A 20938-nucleotide genomic window follows, 5' to 3' on the forward strand; every position below is an offset into this window, starting at 1 on the left:
AGTGTTTGGAACGAAGCTGGCGAGCGAATCGTGGAGTGGTTCGTTGCTCCGGTGGTCTCGTCTGAGTGATTTTTGTGTCAGAGGTTTTTATGAGCGGCAAGCACGTAGCTGTTCTTATGGGTGGGTTTTCTTCCGAGCGGCCAGTTAGCCTCTCGTCCGGAGAGGCTTGCGCATCGGCTCTGGAAGGCGAGGGCTTTCAGGTTACACGGATAGACGTGGACCGTGATGTTGCCGCTACGCTTTCACGGCTGCGACCGGATGTCGTTTTCAACGCCTTGCACGGCCCCTTCGGCGAAGACGGCACCATTCAGGGTATTCTAGAATATCTCGAAATTCCCTACACGCATTCCGGCGTGCTGGCCTCTTCGCTGGCTATGGATAAATCGAAAGCCAAGAAAATTGCTGCCGCATCCGGCATGCCGGTTGCTGCTGAAAAGGTCATGAGCCGCTTCGATATCGGCAACCAGCACCCCATGAAGCCGCCCTATGTCGTGAAGCCTGTGCGTGAGGGCTCCAGCTTCGGCGTTGTGATGGTTCAGGAAGATCAATCGCACCCGCCGCAGATCATCGGCTCCTCCGAATGGCGCTATGGCGATGAAGTCATGGTCGAGCGCTATATTCATGGCCGCGAGTTCACCTGCGGCGTGATGAACGGCGAGGCTCTGGGCGTGACCGAAGTCGTGCCAATGGGTCACGCCTTTTACGATTACGATGCGAAATATGCCAAAGGTGGCTCAAAACACGTCATTCCCGCGGAAATTTCACCAAAAATTTACCAAAAAATTCAATCATTGGCGGTTATGGCGCATCAGGTGATCGGGTGCCGTGGCGTAAGCCGTTCGGACTTCCGCTACGACGACCGTTTCTCAGAAGAAGGCGAACTTATCTGGCTTGAGGTCAACACCCAGCCGGGTATGACGCCAACCTCCCTCGTGCCCGAAATGGCAGCTCATGCCGGACACACCTTTGGTGATTTGGTCCGGTGGATGGTGGAGGACGCATCGTGTTTGCGATGAACAGCAAAAAATCGGCGGCTAAAAAGCGCGGGCAGTCCGCCTCGGGTTCTGCCGAAGAGCGGATGGTTTTGCCACGTCCGCTGCGCAAGGGCTTTCGCTTCGGCGTTTCGCTCGCCACAGGACGCGTCCATATTCCCGCTCATACGGGCACGCTTGCGACTCTCGCATTTTTCTCGGCTATCGGTCTCTACGGCATGTCGCTGGGTGGGCATACCGATGTCGTTGCCCAGGCAACTACATCCGCTGCGGGTTTTGCGATCGAGGACGTCAAGGTTTCCGGCAATATCCAGACGTCTGAAATCGATGTGTTTCAGCTTCTCGGGCTTGATGGTGCGACATCGCTGATCGCGCTCGATGTGAACGCTGCGCGCAAGAAGCTGACGGAACTGCCTTGGGTCGAGGATGTAGATGTCCGCAAGATCTACCCCAAGACAATCGAAGTGCGTTTGAAAGAACGTCAGGCCTTCGGCATCTGGCAGCACGGCACGGAGCTTTCGCTGATCGAAAAAAGCGGCAGCGTCATCGCGCCGCTGCGTGACAACAAATATGCTGGTCTGCCGCTATTCGTCGGGCGTGATGCCGAAACAGGCGCTGCCGGTTTCGTTGACGAGCTGGCCGACTGGCCGGAAATCCGCAACCGTGTGCGCGCTTATGTTCGCATCGCCGGACGTCGCTGGGACCTGCATCTGGATAACGGCATTGTCGTAAAGCTGCCGGAAGAGAATGTTCCGAAGGCGCTGCAGCTGTTGTCGCGGATGGATATGGAAGAAAAAGTTCTGTCGCGTGATGTGGCCGCCGTTGATCTGCGCCTGTCGGACCGCACAACGGTTCAACTGACTGAAGGTGCTGCCGAGCGTCGTCAGAAAGCGGTTGAAGCTCGCTCCAAAGCGCTCAAGACAGCGGAGAAGAACACATGAGCTTATTCGGTTCTTCCCATTTCGGTCTGCCGCGCCTGAAGCCATTGTCGTCCAAGCGGACCCATGTGGTTTCGGTGCTCGATATCGGTTCGACCAAGGTCGTCTGCATGATCGGCCGTCTCACGCCGCGTGAGGAAACCGAAGTGCTGCCGGGTCGCACACACAAGGTCGACGTCATCGGCATTGGCCACCAGCGTTCGCGCGGCGTAAAATCCGGCGTCATTGCCGATCTGGATGCGCTGGAAGGCGTCATTCGTCTGGCAGTCGATGCAGCAGAGCGTATGGCCGGTCTGACTGTCGATAGCCTGATCGTCAACGTTTCCGCAGGCCGTCTGGCCAGCGACATCTATACCGCCAGCATCGATCTGGGCGGGCAAGAAGTCGAATCGGGCGATCTGCGCAAGGTTCTGATTGCTGCCAGCCAGCAATCTCTGCGTCAGGATCGTGCCATTCTGCATTCGCTGCCGACAGGTTATTCGCTGGATGGCGAGCGCGGTATTCGCGATCCGCTTTCGATGTATGGCGACCTGCTGGGCGTGGACATGCATGTGGTCACAGCTGAGCGGACTGCTCTGAAGAACCTGGAGCTTTGCATCAACCGTGCTCACCTTTCGGTCGAGGGCATCGTTGCGACACCTTACGCCAGCGGCCTTGCAGCTTTGGTGGATGACGAAGTCGAGCTTGGCTGTGCGGCCATCGACATGGGCGGCGGTACGACGACGATTTCGGTTTTTGCTGAGGGACGTCTGGTTCACACTGACGCCATCGGCCTTGGCGGACACCACGTCACCACCGATCTGGCGCGCGGTCTTTCGACCCGTATCGAAGATGCGGAGCGCTTGAAGGTCGTTCACGGTTCGGCGCTGGCCAACGGCTCCGACGACCGCGACATGATTGCCGTGCCACCGATTGGCGAAGACGACCGCGACCAGCCTTCGCAGGTTTCGCGCGCGCTCGTCAGCCGCATCGTTCGGGCCCGCATCGAAGAGACATTGGAACTGATCCGCGACCGCATCCAGAAATCGGGTTTTTCCCCGATTGTCGGTAAGCGCGTGGTTCTGACCGGAGGTGCCAGTCAGTTGACCGGCCTGCCGGAAACGGCGCGGCGCATTCTTGCCCGCAACGTTCGCATCGGCCGCCCCATGGGCGTGTCCGGCCTGCCGGTCGCGGCCAAAGGCCCGGCCTTTTCCACAGCCTGCGGGCTGATGATTTATCCGCAGATCGCGGACATCGAAATCCATGCGGCGCAGAACGGAATGTTCTCGCCGTTCGGAACAGGTAGTGGCCGGATAGCCCGCGTAGGGCAATGGCTGAAGGAAAGTTTTTGATCCCTTGCCTGCCCATCGGGCAGGGGACCGAGTGAAGTTGATATGAATTGGCCTGCAGGGCGATGCGGCCAGAGAAAGAAGGAATGTTAAAATGACGATACAGCTGCAAAAGCCGGATATCACCGAGCTGAAGCCACGCATCACCGTTTTCGGCGTTGGCGGTGGCGGCGGTAATGCTGTCAACAACATGATCACGGCAGGTCTTCAGGGCGTCGACTTCGTCGTTGCCAACACCGATGCACAGGCTCTGACGATGACGAAGGCCGACCGGGTTATCCAGCTCGGCGTCAACGTCACCGAAGGTTTGGGTGCCGGTTCGCAGCCGGAAGTTGGCCGCGCTGCTGCCGAAGAGTGCATCGATGAAATCATCGACCACCTGAACGGCACGCATATGTGCTTCGTCACTGCCGGCATGGGCGGCGGTACCGGTACCGGTGCTGCGCCCGTCGTCGCACAGGCTGCCCGCAACAAGGGCATTCTGACGGTTGGCGTCGTGACCAAGCCTTTCCACTTCGAAGGCGGTCGCCGCATGCGTCTGGCCGAACAGGGCATCGAGGAACTGCAGAAGTCCGTCGATACGCTGATCGTCATTCCAAACCAGAACCTGTTCCGTATTGCCAACGACAAGACCACGTTTGCTGACGCATTTGCGATGGCCGACCAGGTTCTCTATTCGGGCGTTGCCTGCATTACCGACCTGATGGTGAAGGAAGGTCTTATCAACCTCGACTTCGCCGACGTTCGCTCCGTGATGCGCGAAATGGGCCGTGCAATGATGGGTACCGGCGAGGCTTCCGGCCAGGGCCGTGCGATGCAGGCTGCGGAAGCGGCTATTGCCAACCCGCTGCTCGATGAAACATCGATGAAGGGTGCGCAGGGCCTCCTGATCTCCATCACCGGTGGTCGCGACATGACCCTGTTCGAAGTCGACGAAGCTGCGACCCGTATTCGCGAAGAAGTCGATCCGGACGCAAACATCATCCTCGGCGCGACATTCGACGAAGCTCTGGAAGGTCTCATCCGCGTGTCGGTTGTTGCCACAGGCATCGACCGCGTTCCTGGCCAGATGGAACGCAACGCAGAAGAACTGCGCCAGGCTGCGGCTGCAAAGCCACTTATCCGTCCTTCCGCGGCCGTTGCTTCTGCTCCGGCCGCAGTTCAGCCTGCCCCAGTCATGCAGGCACCAAAGTCGACCATAGACCCTATTGCCCAGACCATTCGCGAAGCCGACATGGAACGCGAACTGGCACTGGCGGCCGCTGAACAGCGTCTCCGTCAGGCCCAGGCAGAAGCCGAATTCCGTCCTCAGAGCAAGTTGTTCGCAGCTGCTCCAGCGGAAGCACCGGTTGCTGCTCGCCCCGCAGCACCGGTGCACACCGCGCCTGCGCCTGTCTACCATGCGCCGGAACAGGTGGCAGCACCTGCTCCTCGCATGCAGGCACCAGCGCCTGTTTACCATGAGCCAGCCCCGGTCGCCCGTGCGCCTGAGCCGGTCCGCATGCCAAAGGTCGAGGATTTCCCTCCGGTCGTCAAAGCCGAGATGGATCACCGCGCCCACCCGGCATCTGCCGTGCCAGAAGAGCGTGGCCCGATGGGTCTTCTGAAGCGGATCACCAATTCGCTCGGTCGCCGTGATGAGGAAGAAACCGTTCCTTCCGACATGATGGATGCACCAAGCATGTCTCCGCAGCAGCGTCGCCCGCTGTCTCAGGAAGCCAGCATGTACGCACCGCGTCGTGGCAATCTGGACGATCACGGCCGTCAGACACCGTCGTCTGCCAGCCAGCACGAAGACGATCAGCTTGAAATTCCGGCCTTCCTGCGCCGTCAGTCCAACTGATCTTCCGATTCTCGATCAAGGCGATACCCGGGTCCGAAAGGCCCGGGTATTGCTGTCTTAAAAGACCTTCATCGGCAGCCTTTAAATTAGCTTTTTCAAAGCTTTGAGTCTGTTACAAAACGAAATCAACAGTGATTTGAGATAGCGCCGGACTGTGCGTATGTATGACCATGAGACGAGGACGTAACGCGGGACAGCCGCTGTTTCTCCCCCTCGGTTGAAATTTGGATCACGCCGGTATATCGGGCAGGTCCACATGAAAAGGCTTTACTCGCATGACCATCGGACTGCTCGGTTTCCAGACAACGATCGCCAACTCCGTTCAGCTCAAGGGCATTGGCGTTCACTCCGGCAACCCGGTATCCATGACGTTTCAGCCTGCGGAAGCGGGCACAGGTATCGTTTTCAGCCGTCAGCATGAGAATGGCAACACCACCGAGCTGAAGGCCGTTTCGGCCAATGTCGGCAATACGGATCTCTGCACGGTTCTCGGTCGTTCGCTGCCACAGTCCATCTCGACTGTCGAACACGTCATGGCCGGTATCTACGCCATGGGAATCGACAACCTCATCGTTGAGGTCGATGGTCCTGAAGTTCCGATTATGGACGGCAGCTCGATGCCTTTCATCGAAGCCATCGAATCAGTCGGCATCACAAATCTTGGCGTGAAGCGCCGTTACATTCGCGTTGTGAAGCCCGTTCGTGTCGAAGCTTCCGCATCTTGGGCCGAGTTCCGCCCCTATGACGGTACGCGCTTTGAAGTCGAGATCGATTTCGACACGCCGCTGATCGGTCGCCAGATTTGGAAGGGTGATCTGACGCCTGAAACATTCAAGAACGAGCTTTCGCGCGCCCGGACATTCGGCTTCATGCGTGACGTCGAGCGCCTTTGGGCTGCCGGTTATGCGTTGGGTTCTTCGCTGGAAAACTCTGTCGTTATTTCTGACGACAACACGGTCATCAACATGGAAGGCCTGCGTTACGCGAAGGATGAGTTCGTCCGTCACAAGACGCTGGATGCCGTTGGCGATCTGGCTCTTGCCGGCGCTCAGTTCATCGGTTGCTACCGCTCCTATCGCGGTGGTCACAAGGTCAATGCCAATGCGTTGAAGGCACTGTTGAGCGACCCCTCTGCCTATGAAATCGTCGAGGCACCGGCCGTGCGCAGCCCGGTTGTTCGCGCGCGTGAATTCGTGCCCGTCCAGCAGCTTGAGTTTGCTCCCTGGTCTGCATGATCGAGAGTTTATCGAAGTAAGAGCCGTCCACTGGGGCGGCTTTTTCGTATGTGGGCCGAATATAATCATCGACTACAGGGTGCCGCGCCATAAAAATGCGTTATTGCGTCATCATTGCGTTGCCCTGCGGACGCTTTTATGGCTAGAAACGCCTTTGTAAAAGCCGATGTTCTGTATTTACGCAGGAAGTGGGAACTGACGAATGAAGCGTGTAGTGTCTGGTGCAATGAATGGAACGGTACGGGGAGCACTCGTATCGCTGATGCTGATTGGCGCCGGAACGCTGGTAACGTCTTGCCAGTCTGACCCTGACATCGACATTACCAAGCTTGGCGTCGAGACAGACCCACCGGACGTGCTTTACAAGCAGGGCCTTGCCAACATGAATGCCGGCAACATGACCGAAGCCGGTCGCAAGTTCTCCGCCATCGACAAGCAATATCCGTTTACGGAATGGGGCCAGAAGGCTCTTGTCATGAACACCTTCATTGCAACGCGCCAGAACAAGAACGAAGTAGCGATCGCGTCCGGTGCGCGCTTCCTCAAGCAATATCCACGCGCGAAAGATGCCGCCTACGTTCAGTACATGATCGGCCTTGCCTATTCCAAGCAGATTGCCGACGTGACGCAGGATCAGCGCGCTGCACAGCGCACGATCGAAGCGATGAACAAGGTCGTTACCGATTATCCGACCTCGGAATACGTGCCGGATGCGCAGGCGAAAATCCGCTTCGCGCGTGACCAGCTCGCAGGCCGTGAAATGCAGGTTGGCCGTTATTATCTCGAGCGCAAGGAATATCTTGCTGCCGTATCGCGCTTCCGCATCGTCGTTGAGCAGTACCAGAACACCAACCAGATCGAAGAGGCCTTGGCGCGTCTGACCGAGGCCTATTACGCGATGGGTCTGGTGGACGAGGCACAAACGGCGGCCGCGGTTCTCGGCAACAACTATCCTGACAGCCAGTGGTACGGTGATTCGTACAAGCTGTTGAAGGGGCAGGGGCTTGAGCCACGAGAAAATAAGGAATCCTGGATTTCCCGCGCTGGCAAGAAGCTCGTGGGTGCCTGAGAACAGAGCATAAGACATGTTGGTCCAGCTATCGATCCGCGACATCGTTCTGATCGAACGGCTCGACCTAGGGTTCGAGGCCGGCCTTTCTGTGCTGACCGGCGAAACGGGCGCGGGCAAATCCATTCTTCTCGATAGTCTGTCGCTGGCCCTTGGTGGGCGTGGCGATGGCGGCCTTGTGCGCCACGGCGAAGACAAGGGGCAGGTCACGGCCACCTTCGAAGTCGATATGCAGCACCCAGCGCGCCTTTTGCTGCGCGACAATGGCTTGGATGACGATGGCGATCTGATTTTCCGTCGCGTTCAATCCGCCGATGGCCGCACCAAGGCCTATGTCAACGATCAGGCCGTTTCCGTTCAATTGATGCGCCAGCTTGGCCAGCATATGGTCGAAATTCATGGCCAGCATGACGACCGTGCCCTTGTCGATACCAATGCCCACCGCACCCTTCTGGATGCCTTTGCCGGTTTGACGGACGAGGTCGTGTCCGTTCAGTCGCTCTACCGCACCTGGAAAGATGCCGAACGCGGCCTGAAGGTTCACCGCGCCAAGGTGGAGGCGGCGGCGCGTGAGGCGGATTATCTGCGCTCCTCCGTCGAAGAGCTTGAGATTTTGGCTCCGATGGATGGCGAAGAGGACGAGTTGGCCGAGCGCCGCGCCGTGATGCAGAAATCCGAGCGCATCGCCGGTGACATCGCTGAGGCAAGCGACTTCCTGAACGGCAATGCTTCGCCCGTACCCGTCATCGCGTCCATGATGCGCCGACTTGAGCGCAAGAGCCACGAGGCGCCGGGCCTGCTGGAAGAAACTGTGCAGTTGCTGGATGCAGCACTCGACAACCTGTCCAACGCGCAGATGGAAGTCGAGGCGGCGCTGCGGCGCACCGAGTTCGATCCGCGTGAGTTGGAACGCGTTGAGGAGCGCTTGTTTGGTCTGCGCGCCGCTGCCCGCAAATATTCCGTTCCCGTCACCGAACTTCCTGCCTTGGCCGAACGCATGGTCGCCGATCTTGCCGATCTGGACGCGGGTGAGGAAAAACTCGCGCAACTGGAAAAGCATCTGGGTGTCGTGAAAACGGATTTCGACAGAGCAGCGCAGTCGCTCTCAGAAAAACGCCACAATGCGGCCTCGGCTCTTTCCGAGGCTGTTATGGCCGAGCTTCCGGCCTTGAAGCTGGAGCGCGCGCGCTTCACCGTGGAAGTCAGCAGCGATGCGGCTTTGGGTACGGCTGACGGCATCGATGTCGTGGAATTCCATGTTCAGACCAACCCCGGCACGCGCCCCGGCCCAATCATGAAAGTGGCCTCGGGCGGCGAGCTTTCGCGCTTCCTGCTGGCGCTGAAGGTTGCGCTTGCGGATCGTGGGTCCGCACCCACGCTGGTCTTCGATGAAATCGACACTGGCGTCGGCGGGGCCGTGGCAGATGCTATCGGCCAGCGGCTGAGACGTCTGTCGAAAACCGTGCAGGTTCTGTCGGTTACCCACGCCCCGCAGGTCGCAGCCCGCGCCGCCACGCATCTGTTGATCTCCAAGGGGCCATCGGGCGACGGCACCGAGCGCATCGCCACCCGTGTCACCACCATGCAGCCCGAACACCGCACCGAAGAAATCGCCCGCATGCTGGCCGGTGCCTCTGTAACCGATGAGGCGAGGGCAGCGGCGGCACGTCTGCTGGCGGCCAAGGACTAGCGGCTGACGGCGACAGCCACCCCTGAACCGATCATGACCCCACCCGCTGTGCGATTGACCCGGCGCACGATTTTAGGCGAGCGCAGTAAGCTGCGAGCACGCACGGCCAACGCCACATGGGCACCGATGACGATGGCTTCCACGCAGAGAATGACGCCAGCCAACACGGCTAGATGATCAACCGTCAGCGATGCGCCAACCACGTTCGGCAGCAGCGCGACATAAAACAGTGGCATTTTGGGATTGCCGAGATTGAGCGCCATGCCGGTCGCGAAGATTGACAACAAGCTGCCGCGCGCTTTGACAGATTGAAGATCAGGCACAACGGGTTCTGCCGTCCATAATTTGAAGCCCATCCAGATCAGATAGGCGGCACCTGCGTAGCGCAGGACGGTCATCAATGTTCCCATTTCGGCGGCAAGAATGGACAGGCCGAAGGCGGCCAGCGTCAGGAAAATCAGAATGCCCGCGACGGTGCCTGCGCCATAGGCGAGGCCGGATGCAGCGCCGTGGGTGATGGTGCGGGCGACGATGGTCATATTATCGGGGCCGGGGCTTGCTGCGAAAACAAAAAATGCGGCGGCGAAGGCGATAAGCGTCATGAAGTCCATGCGTATGATCCCCGTGTGATTCACTCCCGATTTTCAGATTACCGCAATGCCGGACGTTGAAAAGTGGCCCGCCTTCGTTAAAAACAAATTCTGTTTATGCGCGAGGCCTGCCCAATGTCCCAAGATCAAACCCAGGTGGAAAAACTGTCCGAGCTTGAGGCGTCTGCCGAGCTGGCCTTTCTGGCTGCCGAGCTTGCGCGGCATGATGCGCTGTATCACGGCAAGGACGCGCCGGAGGTTTCGGACGCCGAATACGATGCGTTGAAGCGCCGCAACGATGCTATCGAGGCTGCGTTTCCCGATCTTGTCAGGGCCGACAGCCCATCCAAGAAAGTCGGCTTTGCACCGCTGGCGACATTCGCGCCCATCGTCCACGCCCGGCCCATGCTGTCTCTGGACAATGCTTTCTCCGATGATGACGTGCGCGATTTCGTGGCGTCCGTCTATCGCTTCCTCGGCAACATGCCGGACAATTCGATTGCCTTTACGGCTGAGCCGAAGATTGACGGTCTTTCGATGTCGATCCGTTATGAAGGTGGCAAGCTGAAAACGGCGGCAACCCGTGGCGATGGCACCACCGGCGAGAATGTGACCGCCAATATTCTAACCATCAAGGAAATTCCCAACGACTTGCCAAAGGACGCGCCTGACGTGGTGGAGGTGCGCGGCGAGGTCTATATGGCCAAGAGCGATTTTCTGGCGCTGAACACGCAGATGGAAGCCGATGGCAAGCAGACCTATGTCAATCCACGCAATACTGCTTCCGGCTCGCTGCGGCAGTTGGATGCAAATGTAACCGCCAAGCGCAAGCTGCGCTTCTTTGCCTATGCGTTGGGTGAGGTTTCCAATGGCGGTCAGGCGGTGCGTATTGCAGATACGCAATTCGGCATCGTGGAAAAGTTCAGGGAATGGGGCTTTCCGGTCAACCCGTTCATGAAGCGATTCACGTCCGGCCAGCAACTGATTGAACATTATCAGGAAATCGGCATCGCGCGACCTGATCTCGACTATGATATTGACGGTGTCGTCTATAAGGTGGACCGTCTGGATTTGCAGGAGCGCCTCGGCTTCCGCTCCCGCAGTCCGCGCTGGGCGACCGCGCATAAGTTCCCGGCGGAACAGGCTTTCACGACTGTTGAAAAGATCGAGATACAGGTTGGCCGCACCGGTGCCTTGACGCCGGTTGCGCGGCTGACCCCGATCACGGTGGGCGGCGTGGTCGTGACCAACGCGACGCTGCACAATGCCGATTACATCGAAGGCATCGGCAACAATGGCGAACGAATTCGCCCCGAGGGGCATGATATTCGCGTGGGTGATACCGTTATCGTGCAGCGGGCGGGGGACGTTATTCCGCAGGTTCTGGATGTGCTGCTCGAAAAGCGTGATGCCGGTTCGAAGCCTTACGATTTTCCAAAGCAATGCCCGGTTTGCGGCAGTCATGCAGTGCGTGAGCGCAACGAAAAAACCGGAAAGCTCGATTCCGTGACCCGTTGCACGGGCGGCTTTGCCTGCTCTGCACAGGCAAAAGAGCACCTCAAGCACTTCGTCTCGCGCAATGCCTTCGATATCGAGGGGCTCGGCACCAAGCAGATCGATTTCTTCTTCGAAAGCGAAGACCCGGCGCTGTCTATCAAGACGGCACCCGATATTTTCACGCTGAAAGCGCGGCAGGAACAGTCGCATCTCACCAAGCTGGAAAACATCGATGGATTCGGCAAAACCAGCGTGAAAAAGCTGTTCGACGCGATAGATGCCCGCCGCGAGATCGATCTTCACCGCCTGATCTTCGCGCTCGGCATTCGCCATGTGGGAGAGACAACGGGAAAGCTTCTGGCGCGCACCTACGGCACCTATGAGCATTTCGAAGAAGCCATGAAAGCCGCCGCCGACCTGACGGGTGATGCGTGGGCCGAACTTAACAGCATCGACGGCATTGGCGAAGTCGTGGCCCGCGCTATCGTGGAATTCTACAAGGAACCACGCAATCTCGACGTCATCGACCGGCTGATGAAAGAACTGCGCCCGAAGGAAGCCGAAAAGCCGACAACGGAGGGGAGCCCCGTGGCGGGCAAGACTGTGGTCTTTACCGGATCCCTGGAGAAATTCACCCGCGATGAAGCAAAGGCCCGCGCCGAGAGCCTCGGTGCCAAGGTTGCTGGCTCCGTGTCCAAGAAGACCGACTACGTGGTGGCGGGGCCGGGCGCGGGGTCGAAGCTGGACAAGGCGCGCGAGCTTGGCGTGCAGACTATGGATGAGGATGAGTGGCTGGCGCTGATTGCCGGGTAGCTTCGTCATATTGGTTTCGCGCTTTGGATGTAAGTGACATGCGGCCAAGAGGACTGATGTCATGGATGATCGCTTAGAGGTTTCAGCAGAGACGGTTGCCGCGCTGGTTGCCGAGCAGTTTCCACAATGGTCGCATTTGCCCGTTAAACGGGTCGAACATAGTGGCTGGGATAATCGCAGCTTCCGACTGGGCGAGACGATGACCGTTCGCTTGCCGAGCGCAGCGCGCTATGTTGTGCAGGTTGAAAAAGAGCAACGTTGGTTACCTTATCTTGCCGCGCATCTTCCTTCGCCAATTCCTGAACCGCTTGCGCTAGGGCAACCCGGGCAGGGCTTTCCATGGCAATGGTCAATTTATCGCTGGCTGGACGGCAAACCCCTTGCTTTGACGCTTCGCGACAAGGACCTCAATTTGCTTGCGGGTGATGTCGCAGGGTTCCTTACGGCGCTGCAAGCGATAGATGTCTCCGATGCTCCCGCTGCGGGATATCACAACTTCCATCGTGGTGGTTCGTTGAGCGTCTATAGCGACGAGACGGAAGCCGCGATTATCGCCTTGTCTGACGAAATCGATGTGGATGTGGCCCGCGACATTTGGGCAAAAGCGATCGCCAGTGAATGGCAGGGTGCGCCGGTCTGGGTTCACGGCGATATCGCCGAAGGCAATCTGCTGATGGAAAATGGTCGTCTTGCCGCAGTCATCGATTTCGGCAGCTCAGCCGTTGGCGACCCTTCCACCGATCTCATCCTCGCATGGACCGTGTTGGATAAAGACAGCAGACGTGTCTTCCGCGATCTCCTTCCGTTCAATCCGCAAACGTGGCAGCGCGCACGTGGATGGGCGTTATGGAAGGCATTGATCACGCTCGCGGCTCAACGCCCCGACACGACACACCTTTCCGAATGGTCCCGCAGAACCATTCGCGAAGTCTTTTCCGACCATGTTGAGGCCGGTTAAACGAGCCTTCGTCGAAACACCCGCCCGTCAATCGCCACCAACCCACCAGCAATCATCGCCATGCCGATGAAATGTTTTGCTTCCAACTGTTCGCCCAGCACCAGAGAGCCCAGCAGAATGGCGCTGACGGGGATGAGGAAGGTGACGAGGGCAAGGTTGGTGGCACCGGCTGAGGAGAGGATGCGGAAGAAGATGAGGTAGGCGAGCGCGGTGGACAGAAGCGCGATGCCGAGCAGTGCCGCCCAGACTTCGCCGCTTGGCATGGCGAGCGTCCATGGCTGGTCGATAATGAGGGCGAGAGGGGTGAGCATGATGGTGGATGCGGAAATCTGGCCGGTGGCGGTGACGAGTGGCGGAACGCCCATGGTTTTGAAACGGCGGCCGAAAATTCCGGCGAAGGCGTAGGAAATGGCCGCGCCGAGAATGGCGAGTTGACCCCAGAGGCTGGAGCTTCCGCCAGTCAGTGCCGCCGGGCCTATCATGGTGGCGACCCCGGCAAAGCCGATGATGATGCCTGCGAGCTTGTTGATGGTCAGTTTCTCATCTGTCGTCAGCAGATGCGCGACGATAACGGTGAAGAGCGGCGTAGTGGCGTTGAGAATGGAGGCGACGCCGCTGGCGATATGGGTTTGGCCCCAGACGATGAGGCAGAAGGGAATGATGTTGTTGAGCAGGCCCATGCCGAAGAAGGCGCGCAGCGCATTTGGCGCTTTCGGCATGCGATAGCCCATGATGCGGCAGACGGTGAGCAGGGCCAGTGCGGCGATCGAAACGCGCAACGTCACAATTGTAACGGGCGGCAGTTCCTTGACGGCGATGCCGACGAAGAAGAACGATCCACCCCACAGGATCGACAGGGCGACGAGCAGTGTCCATTCGGTCGCATTCATCTGTTTATGCACGGCCACGCTTGATGTCCCCTCGCCATATCTGTCCCGGCTTTTGTGTAATCCCGGCTGTGGCGCTTGACCACCCGATTCCTGTGAGCGGTTCATTTTAGCCGCGCTTTGCTTTATGCCGTGCGAAGAGCAACCGAGAATCAGCCATTGAAGACCATCGCCATCGATTTCGAAACCGCCAATGAGGAGCGGGGCAGTGCCTGTTCTGTCGGTCTCGCGTGGATCGAAAACGGCCAGATCGTGCGCGTGGAAGAGCGGTTGATCCGCCCTCGGGATATGCGGTTTTCGCCCTTCAATGTGGCGATCCACGGCATCAAGTCACGAGATGTGGAAGACGCGCCGGAATTTCCTGAAGTGATGGATGAGTTCATTGATGACTTCAGGGATGCAACGATGATCGCGCACAATGCGGCGTTCGATTTCAGTGTCATGCGGGCGAGTTTCGACAAGTATCGACAGAGCTATCCGCAGCTTTCCTATCTGTGCAGCGTGAAGATGTCGCAGCGCGTCTGGCCGGCTTTGCCATCCCACAAGCTCAATATCATCGCCCACCATCTGCAACTGCGTTTCGTGCACCACAATGCCGCCGAAGATGCGGTGGTCTGTGCGGCGGCTTCGATTGCTGTGGCCAAAGCGCTCGCCGTCGAGCACATCCACCACATACCGGAAAAGATCGGCATGGTGGCCGGGCGATTGCACGCCACCGGCTATGCGCCTTGCACCATGAGAAAACGCTGACATCACGCCTTGTTGTCCGCCTGCGCAGACCTATCTCTATGGCAGTTCATGTGAGGGTTTGGGTTATGGCTAAAGTGTTACGTTCTCTTGTTGTTGCGGGCCTTGCCCTGTTGCCGATTGCCGCTTTCGCTCAGGTGGTGGGCAAAGTCGGTGTTGACTGGACCGGCAACGACATCGTTGTCGAAGCCATTGCCGACCCGCAGGTCAAAGGTGTGACCTGCCACGTCACCTATTTCGACCGTGGTGTGATTGACCGGTTGAAGAACGGCAACTGGTTCGAAGACCCTTCCAACAACGCCATTTCATGCAGCCAGACAGGGCCTGTGGAAGTGGGTGATATCGATCTGGACAAGAAGGGCGAGGAAGTCTTCCGTCAGGGCATGTCGCTGGTCTGGAAGAAGATGGTCGTCAACCGCATCTACGATAAGGCGAATGATACGCTGATCTACCTCGTGCACACGCGCGAACTGACCGATGGTTCGGCCAAGATGGCGATTTCCACGGTGCCGCTTTATGGGCAGACGGTGACGTGGAAGAACGGCAAGCCTTGAGGGTGCCAAACATTATGCCGTCATTCTCGGGCTTGTCCCGAGGATCTAACCACGTTTGACGTCGGGATTCGTTAGATCCTCGGGACAAGCCCGAGGATGACGTCGAGAGTGGCGCGCACGTTTTGCTCCCACGTAAAACAAAAACGGCGAGCCAGAGGCTCGCCGTTTGCGTCTGTGGTCTAAGTTCGCCTCAAGCGGCTTCGCGCGAAAGCTCGTCTGCGATAACGGTGTCGAGGTTGAGGAAGCAGACCATGCTTTTTTCCAGCGCCACGATGCCGCGGCAGAAATTGCGCTGCTCTTCGGGAATGATTTCCGGGGCTGGCTGGAGGTCTTCGGAGCGGATGGTCATCATGTCGGAGACCTGTTCGACCAGAAGGCCGACCAGCTTGCCGCCGATGTCGGTGACGATGATGGCGGAGCGCTCGGATGGTTCGGTCATCTTCATGCCCAGACGGCATGCCATGTCGATGACGGGAATAACCGCGCCGCGAAGGTTGATGAGGCCGAGAACATAAGGCGGTGTGTGCGGCATCGGCGTAACCGGAGCCCAGCCGCGAATTTCGCGGATCGCCATGATGTCTATGCAGAATTCCTGATCGCCGAGATGGAAGGAAACGATTTCAAGATATGCGCCGGATTGCTTGATGGCGTTTGTCATGGTTTGAACTTTTCCTGACGGCTCTCTGGCTGGCCGTTTCGATTCTGGGAGATATGCGGCGTCGGAAAACTTCCGGATGACATCATGTCGTGCGCGTGAGCGACCGCTGACGATCATAATGCCCAAAAACAATTTAAACTTTCCCTAACGTGCCATCATAAACAGCCTTGAAACGCGCCATTTTCGCTGTTTCGCCCCTTCCTGTTTTGCGATATATTTGCGCCATGAGAGTTTTACTGACGGGTCCGATGAAATTGCTTGCCGCTGCCCTCGCAACGGGTGCCGCGTTGTTTGTTGTTCTTCTGACATTCGACGGATGGATGCGCCACGGAACGGATATCTTTCTCTCGGCCGTGCAGGGCGGTATTGCCTGGTGCCTCTAGACTTCCGGCTCGTGCTTGCCGTTTGAGACAAATCAGCGCGGTTGCTGCTGCAAAGCTTTTCTTGAATTGCCGAAATGATGCGCCTCGGGCTAGAAGCTGTTCCAGAGGCTGGCTCAATGCTGATCGGGGAATGGCATGAAGAATATTCGTCTTGCGCTTTGGGGTGCTGTCGTCGTGTTGCTGGGTGTTATGGCTTGGCTGACGATGGAGCTGACCAAGAGCCGTGAGCAGATGGTGGAAGAGGTCTATGGCACGCCTTTCCAGCTTGTTGCGCAGAACGGCCAGCCGATTACGGAAAAAGCTTTCCAGGGCAAGCCGACCGCACTGTTCTTCGGCTTCACCCATTGCCCGGAAGTCTGCCCCACCACGCTGTTCGAGCTGAATGGCTGGATGGAAAAGGTCGATCCTGATGCGACCAAGATGCAGGCCTATTTCGTCTCTGTCGATCCTGAGCGCGATACGCCGGAAATCCTCAACCAGTATGTTTCCAACGTCTCCAAGCGGATCACCGGCATCACCGGCGCGCCGGACAAGATCGCCGAAACGCTGAAGGGCTACCGCATCTACGCCAAGAAGGTGCCGGTGGATGAGAAGGATCCGCACGGCGATTACACCATGGATCACACCGCCTCCGTTATTCTTCTGGATGCAAAGGGCCGGTTTTCGGGAACGATCGCCTACGGCGAGAACCCCGATGTTGCCGTGCAAAAGCTGGAAAATCTGACCAAGAGCTAATTTCGGATCAACAAATTCACCGCATATCCATTGGACTATGCGCGCTTTTATGGCAAAGGCTGACGGTTGAAGCATCTGCATAGAAAGTCTCAGCCGTGAGCGAAATCCGCCTTTATGTGTCCACCACCGAAGTTCAATCGGGCGAAGTTCTGGATTTACTGTCGGAGGTATTCGGTGAAGAAGACATCGCCATCGCAAATACCGAGGTGGATGAGAAGCGCGACATCTGGGAAACCTCCGTTTATCTCTATGCAAATGACGAAGACGACGTTCGTGAGCGTGTCAGCGAAGCGCTGAAATCGGCATTTCCGCATCTTACCGTCGACCGCGAAATCATTCCTGATGTCGACTGGATCGCCAAATCGCTGGAGGGTCTGACGCCGGTGCGGGCAGGGCGCTTCCTCGTCCACGGTTCGCATGACCGTGACAAGGTGCGCATCAACGATCTCGCCATTGAAATCGAAGCCGGGCAGGCCTTCGGTACCGGCCATCATGGCACGACGGCGGGTTGCCTTGAGATGATCGAGCAGGTTTTGCGGGCGCGGACAATCCGCAATGCGCTGGATCTCGGCACGGGTAGCGGGGTTCTTGCGATCGCAGTGGCAAAGATGCGGCCGGTGCCAGTTCTGGCAACGGATATCGACCCCATCGCCATCAAGGTTGCCAAGGAGAACGCGCGGCTGAACGGCATCGTATCCGGCATGTCGCTGGAAACCGCGCCCGGTTTCCATTCGGATTCGTTCCGCAAGCATGGGCCTTTTGACCTCATCATCGCCAATATTCTCGCCCGCCCGCTGATCAAGATGGCACCGCAGCTGGTGACGCATCTGGCTCCCGGTGGCACCGTCATTCTATCAGGCATTCTGGCATCGCAGCGCTGGAAGGTGCTCTCCGCCTATAATGGCATGCATCTCAGCCACGTGCGCACATTGTGGCGCAACGGTTGGGTGACGATCCATCTGCGCAAGGACTGAGTGTTGTAAAGACACGCCTTTCGTCTGGACCTTGGCGATGATCACGGGATAAGGTTGCTCCGAAATCAGGCATTCGGAAAGCAGTTCATGTTCCAGTCATTCGAAAACAAATCCACTCCGCAATTTGGCAAGGCGCGCGTCGAGGCTCTGCGCGCAACCTTCGACGCGCTCGGCATCGATGGATTTCTGGTGCCGCGGGCTGATGAGTATCAGGGCGAATATGTGCCTGAGTCGGCCGAGCGACTGGCGTGGCTGACCGGCTTTACCGGTTCTGCCGGTGTCGTTCTGGTAACGCGTTTTGAAGCGATCGTGTTTGTCGATGGACGCTATACGACGCAACTGACCACGCAGGTTGATCCCTCTGTATTTCGCGGTGGCGATCTGGTGGGCGCACCGCCGGCAAAATGGCTTTCCGATAATGCACCCGACGGCTTCCGCCTCGGTATCGACCCGTGGCTGCATACGGGTGCGGAGCTGAAGCGGTTTGAAAAGGCGTTGTCCGAAAAGGGCGGCTCGGTCGTTCTGTTGGACGCCAATCCGCTCGATCCCTTGTGGGAAGGGCGGCCTGCCGAGCCGTTGGAGCCGGTCACGATCCAGCCGGATAACGTGACGGGCATTCCGGCGCACTTGAAGGTCGGCACCATTGGCGAGATCGTATCGGCGCGCAAGGCGAATGCGGTGTTGATGACCGATCCGTCTTCCATTGCCTGGACATTCAACATTCGCGGCAATGACGTGCCGCACACGCCGCATCCCCTGGCGCGTGCCATCATCTACGCCGATGGCAGCGCTGATCTGTTCGTGGACGAACGCAAGATTGGCGAGGAGATGAAAGCCTATCTTGCACCACTGGCAACGCTTCTGCCGCCGGGCGAGATTTCAGCGCGTCTGCATGCGATTTCCAGTGCCTCGGGCCGTATTCTTGCCGATGTGGATGTGACACCCGTGGCGCTGACGTTGTCCATTACCGAAGCCGGCGGGGAGGTCGTGGAAGCGGTTGATCCGGTGAAGCTGCCACGCGCCCGCAAGAACGCTGCGGAACTTGCTGGTTCTGCCGCCGCTCATGTGCAGGACGGGGCGGCGATGGTGGAGTTTCTGGCCTGGCTGGATCAACAGCAGCCCGGCACCCTGACCGAGATCAAGGCTGTGACGGCGCTGGAGGCGGTTCGGGCAAGGGTAGGGCAGTCTGCGCAAAACCCGCTCAAGGATATCTCCTTCGATACGATTTCTGGCGCTGGCGAGAATGCGGCCATCATGCATTACCGGGTGACGACGGATAGTGACCGCCCATTGAATGACGGCGAGATGTTTCTGGTTGATTCCGGTGCGCAATATATCAACGGTACGACTGATATCACGCGCACGGTCGCAATCGGCACTGTGCCGGAAGAGCAGAAGCGTTTCTTCACGCTGGTTCTCAAGGGTTTCATCGCCATCAGCGTTGCGCGCTTTCCCATCGGCACGCGCGGTTGCGACCTCGATCCGCTGGCACGCATCGCGCTTTGGAAGGCCGGGGCGGATTATGCGCATGGCACCGGCCATGGCGTTGGCTCCTACCTTTCCGTGCATGAAGGTCCGCAGCGGATTTCCCGCGTGTCGCAGCAGGAGCTTCTACCCGGCATGATCCTGTCGAACGAACCGGGCTATTACCGTCCCGGCGCATTCGGCATTCGCATCGAAAACCTGGTCTATGTTCGTGAGGCGGAAGCCGTTGACGGCGGCGATATGCCGATGTTGTCTTTCGAGACGCTGACATGGTGCCCCGTCGATCGGCGTCTCGTCGTCGTTTCGCTTCTGACGGATGAGGAGCTGGAGTGGCTGAACGCATACCACGCCACGGTGCGGGAAAAGCTGACGCCGCTCATTTCAGACGCTGATGTGCAACAGTGGCTGACAGCCGCCACCGAGCCGCTTACGCGATAGAAAAGTAACGCATCGCCACGACAAGCACCCAGCCTGCAATCAACATCGTCAGGCCGGGAAAGCGCAGGCCGACGATCAATGCGAAGATAATGCCGAGCTTTACCTCGTATCCGCCTTCGAAAAAGGCGGGTGCGACGAGTGTTGTCAGAACCGCCACCGGCACGGCATTGAGACCGGCTTCGGCACGGGGTGGGATGGTCTTCATGCGCGTCATCAGCACATAACCACCAACGCGGGTGAGATATGTCGCGGCGGCACCTGCGAAGATGATGATCAGCGTCTGAACCTGAAACAAGCCTTCCATCACACCGTCTCCACTTCATCGACCACTGTTTGCGTTGCTGTTGGCGGAAGAATGACGGCAATCAGAATGCCGGTTAGCGCACCGATGCTGACATGCCATGGCGAGCCGACGAAGTGGTAGGCTGCAATAGCGCCCACTGCACTGGCCAGCATGACGGGGTAGAAGTTGGCGCGGGTGCGGAAGCCGAGCACCATGCCCATGAAGTAGATGGGCAGCAGCACATCGAAACCGGCTGCCTTCGGATCACCAATCAGGTTACCGAGCGATGCGCCCAGGACTGTCGAGATCATCCACATGACGTAGACGATGAGCGCATAGCCCATATAATAGGAAAAGCTCACGCTTCCGTTTATTTCTTTCTGGCGGACGGATTCTGCGAATTGCGGATCCACCAGAAAAAAGAAACCGAATGCCTTTCTCGCGAATGACCATTCCGGCACCACGCGCACCATGGCCGCCGAATAAAGGATATGGCGAAAATTGACGGCAAAGATCGACAGGACGACGAGCCATGCCGGCAGGTTTTGATTGAACAGCTCGATGCCGACCAGCTGGCTTGCCCCGGCATAAATGAAGCCGCTCATCAAGATGGCTTCAAACAGCGTCAAGCCATTATCGATGGCAATGGCACCGAAGAGCGCGCCGAAAGGTGCTACGGCAAGGGCGACGGGCAGTCCAAAGCGCATGCCGGACTTAAATGTAACATGTGTCATGGGGTAAACCGGTCCTGTGCCGGAATGAAATTCTATGGTCGCCGCTCCTACATCGCCATGTTTTTCAATACAAACGAATTTAAAGAATAGGTTGATTGATTTCATTG

At 58.2% G+C, this 20938-nt stretch carries 20 protein-coding genes; 15 read left to right on the forward strand and 5 right to left on the reverse strand.

The genetic code is table 11. From position 1 onward, the window contains the following. The first annotated feature begins 89 nt into the window (after positions 1-89). The 7 genes from CPJ18_RS07815 to recN all read left to right on the forward strand — a co-directional run bounded on the left by CPJ18_RS07815 (position 90) and on the right by recN (position 9095). On the forward strand, positions 90-1016 hold the full coding sequence (locus CPJ18_RS07815; protein ID WP_077117454.1) for a D-alanine--D-alanine ligase: 927 nt from the start codon (positions 90-92) through the stop codon (positions 1014-1016). Further along, positions 1004-1933 (forward strand): cell division protein FtsQ/DivIB, encoded by a 930-nt coding sequence (locus CPJ18_RS07820; protein ID WP_407026430.1) that lies wholly within the window; start codon positions 1004-1006, stop codon positions 1931-1933. Before CPJ18_RS07815 ends, CPJ18_RS07820 begins: the two co-directional genes overlap by 13 nt. Then, on the forward strand, positions 1930-3261 hold the full coding sequence (ftsA, locus tag CPJ18_RS07825) for a cell division protein FtsA (RefSeq protein ID WP_077107328.1): 1332 nt from the start codon (positions 1930-1932) through the stop codon (positions 3259-3261). The genes CPJ18_RS07820 and ftsA overlap by 4 nt, the downstream gene beginning before the upstream one ends. Before the next feature lie 91 nt (positions 3262-3352). Continuing rightward, entirely contained in the window at positions 3353-5101 is a 1749-nt protein-coding gene (ftsZ, locus tag CPJ18_RS07830) for a cell division protein FtsZ (protein WP_103657644.1), read from the forward strand. Positions 5102-5376: 275 nt separating this feature from the next. Next, positions 5377-6336, forward strand: a complete 960-nt coding sequence (gene lpxC / locus CPJ18_RS07835; RefSeq protein ID WP_077117448.1) for a UDP-3-O-acyl-N-acetylglucosamine deacetylase — start codon at positions 5377-5379, stop codon at positions 6334-6336. 202 nt (positions 6337-6538) lie between these two features. After that, complete coding sequence (locus CPJ18_RS07840; protein WP_083716653.1) at positions 6539-7405, forward strand: outer membrane protein assembly factor BamD; 867 nt, start codon at positions 6539-6541, stop codon at positions 7403-7405. Between the two features lie 16 nt (positions 7406-7421). Further along, on the forward strand, positions 7422-9095 hold the full coding sequence (gene recN / locus CPJ18_RS07845; protein WP_103657645.1) for a DNA repair protein RecN: 1674 nt from the start codon (positions 7422-7424) through the stop codon (positions 9093-9095). On the opposite strand, the gene CPJ18_RS07850 is transcribed toward recN, so the two are convergent. Then, positions 9092-9706 carry a LysE family translocator gene (locus CPJ18_RS07850; RefSeq protein WP_103657646.1) on the reverse strand — a complete coding sequence of 205 codons (615 nt, stop codon included), beginning with the start codon at positions 9704-9706 and terminating at the stop codon, positions 9092-9094. The genes recN and CPJ18_RS07850 overlap by 4 nt on opposite strands. A 114-nt stretch (positions 9707-9820) precedes the next feature. Between CPJ18_RS07850 and ligA the strand changes: the two genes are divergently transcribed. Further along, a complete protein-coding gene (ligA, locus tag CPJ18_RS07855) occupies positions 9821-11995 on the forward strand; it encodes an NAD-dependent DNA ligase LigA (protein ID WP_103657647.1) in 2175 nt (724 codons plus the stop codon). Positions 11996-12056: 61 nt separating this feature from the next. Then, positions 12057-12953, forward strand: a complete 897-nt coding sequence (locus tag CPJ18_RS07860; protein ID WP_103657648.1) for an aminoglycoside phosphotransferase family protein — start codon at positions 12057-12059, stop codon at positions 12951-12953. Here CPJ18_RS07860 and CPJ18_RS07865 read toward each other — a convergent pair. Beyond that, positions 12950-13843: a DMT family transporter gene (locus tag CPJ18_RS07865; protein WP_103657649.1), complete on the reverse strand. Its 894-nt coding sequence runs from the start codon at positions 13841-13843 to the stop codon at positions 12950-12952. The two genes, CPJ18_RS07860 and CPJ18_RS07865, sit on opposite strands and share 4 nt — an antisense overlap. Positions 13844-13999: 156 nt before the next feature. Between CPJ18_RS07865 and CPJ18_RS07870 the strand changes: the two genes are divergently transcribed. Then, positions 14000-14590 (forward strand): 3'-5' exonuclease, encoded by a 591-nt coding sequence (locus tag CPJ18_RS07870; RefSeq protein WP_103657897.1) that lies wholly within the window; start codon positions 14000-14002, stop codon positions 14588-14590. Positions 14591-14655: 65 nt separating this feature from the next. Further along, positions 14656-15141, forward strand: coding sequence for a CreA family protein (locus CPJ18_RS07875; RefSeq protein WP_103657650.1), 486 nt, complete (start codon positions 14656-14658; stop codon positions 15139-15141). 190 nt (positions 15142-15331) lie between these two features. Here the strand turns inward: CPJ18_RS07875 and CPJ18_RS07880 are convergent, their stop codons facing one another. Further along, complete coding sequence (locus tag CPJ18_RS07880) at positions 15332-15799, reverse strand: chemotaxis protein CheW (protein ID WP_077118012.1); 468 nt, start codon at positions 15797-15799, stop codon at positions 15332-15334. Positions 15800-16047: 248 nt separating this feature from the next. Here CPJ18_RS07880 and CPJ18_RS27435 point away from each other — a divergent pair, with 248 nt between their 5' ends. The 4 genes from CPJ18_RS27435 to CPJ18_RS07900 all read left to right on the forward strand — a co-directional run bounded on the left by CPJ18_RS27435 (position 16048) and on the right by CPJ18_RS07900 (position 19814). After that, positions 16048-16182, forward strand: coding sequence for a hypothetical protein (locus CPJ18_RS27435; protein WP_281063035.1), 135 nt, complete (start codon positions 16048-16050; stop codon positions 16180-16182). A 135-nt stretch (positions 16183-16317) separates the two neighbouring features. Further along, on the forward strand, positions 16318-16917 hold the full coding sequence (locus tag CPJ18_RS07890) for an SCO family protein (RefSeq protein WP_103657652.1): 600 nt from the start codon (positions 16318-16320) through the stop codon (positions 16915-16917). 95 nt (positions 16918-17012) lie between these two features. Further along, positions 17013-17891 carry a 50S ribosomal protein L11 methyltransferase gene (locus CPJ18_RS07895; RefSeq protein WP_103657653.1) on the forward strand — a complete coding sequence of 293 codons (879 nt, stop codon included), beginning with the start codon at positions 17013-17015 and terminating at the stop codon, positions 17889-17891. An 87-nt stretch (positions 17892-17978) separates the two neighbouring features. Then, positions 17979-19814 (forward strand): aminopeptidase P family protein, encoded by a 1836-nt coding sequence (locus tag CPJ18_RS07900; protein WP_103657898.1) that lies wholly within the window; start codon positions 17979-17981, stop codon positions 19812-19814. Here CPJ18_RS07900 and CPJ18_RS07905 read toward each other — a convergent pair. Beyond that, positions 19804-20118 carry an AzlD family protein gene (locus CPJ18_RS07905; protein ID WP_103657654.1) on the reverse strand — a complete coding sequence of 105 codons (315 nt, stop codon included), beginning with the start codon at positions 20116-20118 and terminating at the stop codon, positions 19804-19806. The genes CPJ18_RS07900 and CPJ18_RS07905 overlap by 11 nt on opposite strands. Continuing rightward, a complete protein-coding gene (locus tag CPJ18_RS07910) occupies positions 20118-20831 on the reverse strand; it encodes an AzlC family ABC transporter permease (RefSeq protein WP_077107278.1) in 714 nt (237 codons plus the stop codon). The genes CPJ18_RS07905 and CPJ18_RS07910 overlap by 1 nt, the downstream gene beginning before the upstream one ends. Positions 20832-20938 lie beyond the last annotated feature (107 nt).

The sequence above is a fragment of the Agrobacterium rosae genome, assembly GCF_002915175.1.
Taxonomy (GTDB): Bacteria; Pseudomonadota; Alphaproteobacteria; order Rhizobiales; family Rhizobiaceae; genus Agrobacterium; species Agrobacterium rosae.